We start from the raw sequence: 4,055 nt of genomic DNA on the forward strand, positions 1-4,055 counted from the left end.
CAGCCGATGTGCGACACCTTCGGACGCACCAGCAGCAGCGGTGGGGTGGTCCAGCGGTCGAGCGTAGCCTGCTGCTGCTCGTGCATCATCATGGTGGCGGCGCGCATGAAGATCGACGCGAATCCCTGCTCGGCGATGCCCGTGGCCAGTGGCACGTCGGCGATGCCCACATCCACCGCGATCACAGCGTCCATCCCCATCGCGGCGATCGAGACCGGCAGGTTGTCCGTCGTGCCGCCGTCGATGCACACGCGCTCCCCGACCACGCCGGGGGGAAAGAAGCCCGGCAGCGCGCAGGAGGCGTAGACGGCGTCGCGCACCCGCACGTCGCGGAAGCCGGGGCGCCCGAATACCAGTGGGACGCCGCGCTCGATGTCCACCGCGGTGACGAGCAGCGGCGTGTTCAGATCCTCGAACGTGCCCTCGGCCACCAGATCGTCGCACAAGCCGCGCAGCGGCGACTCGAGGTAGATCGAACGCGACAGCATGCGCTCCATCAACATGCCCACGTGGTTGATCCGGAACAGGTCGCGACGACGGAACTTGAGTGCCCGCTCGGTCAGCTCGTCCACGCTGCGACCGCTGGCGGCGGCCGCCGCGATCATGGCGCCGATGCTGGAGCCGGCATACACGCGCGGCTGCACGCCGGCCTCGCGCAGGGCCTTGAGGGCGCCGATATGCGCCATCCCCTTGAGGGCGCCCCCGCCGAACACGACCCCGATCCGGGGCTGGCCTGGTGGCGCACGGCCGATGGCGCTTCCGTTGCTGTTCCTGCTGCCGTCATCCACGCGGTAGATTCCCCCCGATGCGAGTGTTGCTGGTAGAAGACGACGATACCCTGCGCGAGAGCGTCACCGCCTTTCTGCGGGCGTCGGGGTTCGCCGTGGACGCAGCGGCCACGGGGAAGATGGCCCGTGAGCTGGCGGCCGTCAGCCCCTACGACGCCGTCATCCTCGATGTCCGCCTGCCCGACGATGACGGATTCGCCTTATGCACCGCCTTCCGGTCGAAGGTTCCGGCACCGCGGGTGCTCATGGCTACGGCGCGCGACGGCGTGGCGGACCGCATTGCCGGTCTCGATCTCGGAGCCGACGACTACCTCGTGAAGCCGTACGCGCTCGGTGAACTCGTGGCCCGCCTGCGCGCGCTGCTGCGGCGTCCCGACCACGCCGCCCCGACGCTGCTGCAGGTCGGCGATCTCGTGCTCGATCCCGCCACGCGCGAAGGTCGCCGCGGGACGCGCACGATATCCTTGACCACCAAGGAATTCGCGGTGCTCGAAGTGCTCATGCGCGCCAGCGGCCGCGTACTCACCCGCGAGTATATCGGCGAGCATGCCTGGGACGACAATTTCGATCCGATGAGCAACGTGATCGACGTCTACATCGCGCGGCTGCGCAAGAAGGTGGACGGTCCGGAGGAGCACCCGCTGCTCACGACTGTGCGCGGCGCCGGATACCGGCTCGCGGTGCCTCACCCCGGGACGCGGTCGTAGTGGAGTCGCATCGTCCGCGTATCCGGCTGCGCTTCACGGCGCTCTATGCCGCCACACTGCTGGTCGTGCTGTTGGGGGCGGCCGGCACGTTGCGCTACGCCCTGCGCGCCACGCTGGAACGTGAATTCGACCAGTCGGTACGGTCGTCGGCCGGACTGGTGCAGCAGTTCTTCCGGGCCGAGATCGAGGAGTATGTCACGGTGGAGGCCACGCTCTACCACATCGCGGGGGAGCTGGTCTTCGAAGACCGCGCGCTGCGCATTCGTCGGCCGAACGGTGCGCTGTTCCAGATCGTCGGGGCCCCGGTGCGTCGGGCGCGTCGCCCGCTGTCGGGGCCAGTGCGCACGGTGCGCTTTGCCCTCGATCCGGAGCTCGCGCCCGCGTGGGACATCGAAGTGGACGCCAGCGAAGCCAACGTGATCGCGTTGCAGTCGCGGATCGACCGGTGGTTCGGTGTCGGCATCCCGTTGCTGGTCGTGTGTGCGGCGGTGGCCGGATGGTGGCTCACCGGTCGTACGTTGCGGCCGGTCGGGCGCATGGCCGACGCGGCGGCGCGCATCGCGCCCGCCAGTGGCGCCCGGCTGCCGATCGACGACTCCACCGACGAACTCGGTCGTCTGGGGCTTCGCTTCAATGCGCTGCTCGACCGGCTCGACGGTGCGCTCGCCCAGCAGCGGGAGTTCCTGGCCGATGCGGCGCACGAGTTGCGCACGCCGATCGCCCGGCTGCGCGCGCGGGTGGAAGTGGCATTGTTGGAGCCCGCCACCGCCCGCACCACCGGCGTCCTGAGTGCGATCGATCAGGAACTGCGCGCGGTGTCGCATCAGGTAGATGAATTACTCCAGCTCGCGCGCGCCGATGCCGCTGGCGAAGATGCCCCGATCCGCGACGAGGCGCTGTTTCTGGACGATGTGATCGCCGACGAACTGCCGCGGTGGCAACCGGAGGCGCAGCGCCGACGCATGACGCTCGACTACAGCGCGCTGGAAGAATCGCCGGTGGTCGGCGACGCCGCCCTGTTGCCACGACTGGTCAGCATCCTGGTGGACAACGCGATCCGGTACGGCCACGAGGGCGGTACCGTGCGCGTGCGGGTCCACCCGGAGGACGGCGCGGTGTGGCTCGACGTGGAGGACGGCGGCATCGGCATTCCGGCGCACGAGCGGGCGCGCATCTTCGACCGGTTCTTTCGCGGCGATGCCGCACGGCTCAAGCGGCCTGACGGGAGCGGACTCGGACTGGCGATTGCCGCGTGGATTGTCCGACAACACCGTGGGACGATCGCGGCGACGGCGGGCCCCCAGGGTGGTACCCTGATGCAGGTGCGGCTGCCGCTGGCGAGCCGTGAGCGAGCCGCGAGCGCCGGGTGAGCTAGCGACCGGCCGGTCGTGTCAGCAGATGTGCTGACCGGTGCGGACGGGCGGAAGGGGCAGGCGCATCGGCTGGACGGCGGCGCGCCACGCGTCACGAAGCGAGCGCAGGCACTGGGCCGCGCCGACGAAGTCACGGCGGCCCACCGACTCCTCGCACCACGCGTACAGCGCATCGAAGCCCTTCGATGTGGGGCAGTCGAGCTCCAGCGCACCGCGCAGCACGCGGATCGCGTCCCGCGAGCGGTCGTGATCGAAGGCCTCGCATGCGCGGATCGCGCGGTCGTACGCGCGCACCACGCAGGACAGCGAATCGGGCGCCCGGTGATCCACGTCGATCACGGCAGGTACGAAGGTGGGCGTGTAGAACGGCACGGGGCACAGAGTTGAGGGCGATCGCGTGGCGCAGGTCATCCGCGCCACACGAGGTACATCGGCTCCACCCCGATTCGACTTGAGGAAAAGTGCGCCGACGTGAGCAGCACCGCACGGTGCGCGCCACCCCAGTGACGTTGGGCGGGGGGCGATGATTCACGCCACGTTCATCGAGCCCTCCTATGTTGAGGCATGAACGTCTCTCGACCTTTTCAGACGGTGTCTCGCTCGGTGCTGGCCCGGCTGACCACCGTTGCCGCGCTGGCGGCATCCCCTGTCTCGATCGTGTCGGCGCAGGCCGCTCCGCTCGACCTGGGCGCCGCGCTCCAGATGGCGCGCACCAGTGGCCCGCTCCGCAAGATTGCCGATGCGCGCGAACTGGCTGGCACCGGCCGCGTTGCCGAAGCGGGCCAATGGCCCAATCCCAACCTTGAATGGCGCCGTGAGAATCTCGGGAGTGCGCTTCAGCCCGACATTTTCGCCACGGCGTACATCCCGCTCGACCTCACCGGCCGACGGCTGGCCCTTCGACAAGCCACCGGCGCGGGCCGCCAGCGGGTGCAGGCCGATGCGGTCGCCGAACGTCGCGAGGCGGAGCTCGAGGTGGCTCGGGCGTGGTTACGCGCCGCCGCTTCTGACGGGGCGTTTATGGTGGCGACCCGACAGCTGGAGGCGCTGGAGGAGATCGCCCGCGTGGACGCGACCCGGCTCCGGGAAGGGCTGGTGTCGGAGGCCGTTGGGCTTCGCACCCAGCTCGAAGCCGACCGGGCGCGCGTCGCGGTGGTGACGGCCTCCGGAGACGCCGCCCGCGCCCG

Annotated in this window: 4 protein-coding genes and 1 pseudogene; 3 read left to right on the forward strand and 2 right to left on the reverse strand. The window is 69.9% G+C overall.

All coding sequences use genetic code 11. The annotated features are described in order from the left end of the window. Positions 1-713 (reverse strand): patatin-like phospholipase family protein (locus ACIRA7_RS15400; protein ID WP_396221724.1); only part of this gene is annotated, 713 nt, incomplete at its 3' end. A gap of 92 nt (positions 714-805) precedes the next feature. Between ACIRA7_RS15400 and ACIRA7_RS15405 the strand changes: the two genes are divergently transcribed. Beyond that, positions 806-1,495: a response regulator transcription factor gene (locus tag ACIRA7_RS15405; RefSeq protein WP_396221725.1), complete on the forward strand. Its 690-nt coding sequence runs from the start codon at positions 806-808 to the stop codon at positions 1,493-1,495. Beyond that, positions 1,495-2,865 (forward strand): sensor histidine kinase, encoded by a 1,371-nt coding sequence (locus ACIRA7_RS15410; RefSeq protein ID WP_396221726.1) that lies wholly within the window; start codon positions 1,495-1,497, stop codon positions 2,863-2,865. Before ACIRA7_RS15405 ends, ACIRA7_RS15410 begins: the two co-directional genes overlap by 1 nt. Before the next feature lie 21 nt (positions 2,866-2,886). On the opposite strand, the gene ACIRA7_RS15415 is transcribed toward ACIRA7_RS15410, so the two are convergent. Next, positions 2,887-3,207 carry a hypothetical protein gene (locus ACIRA7_RS15415; protein WP_396221727.1) on the reverse strand — a complete coding sequence of 107 codons (321 nt, stop codon included), beginning with the start codon at positions 3,205-3,207 and terminating at the stop codon, positions 2,887-2,889. A gap of 225 nt (positions 3,208-3,432) precedes the next feature. On the opposite strand from ACIRA7_RS15415, the pseudogene ACIRA7_RS15420 reads away from it, so the two are divergent. Beyond that, a pseudogene (locus tag ACIRA7_RS15420) lies at positions 3,433-4,055 on the forward strand (hypothetical protein); the annotation flags it as partial.

Origin of the sequence: Gemmatimonas sp. (assembly GCF_044376735.1) — a bacterium.
Classification (GTDB): domain Bacteria; phylum Gemmatimonadota; class Gemmatimonadetes; order Gemmatimonadales; family Gemmatimonadaceae; genus Gemmatimonas.

What these genes read in the sequence shown, in the direction of transcription:
- ACIRA7_RS15405 (WP_396221725.1), top strand. Translation starts at nt 806, where the DNA reads ATGCGAGTGTTGCTGGTAGAAGACGACGATACCCTGCGCGAGAGCGTC.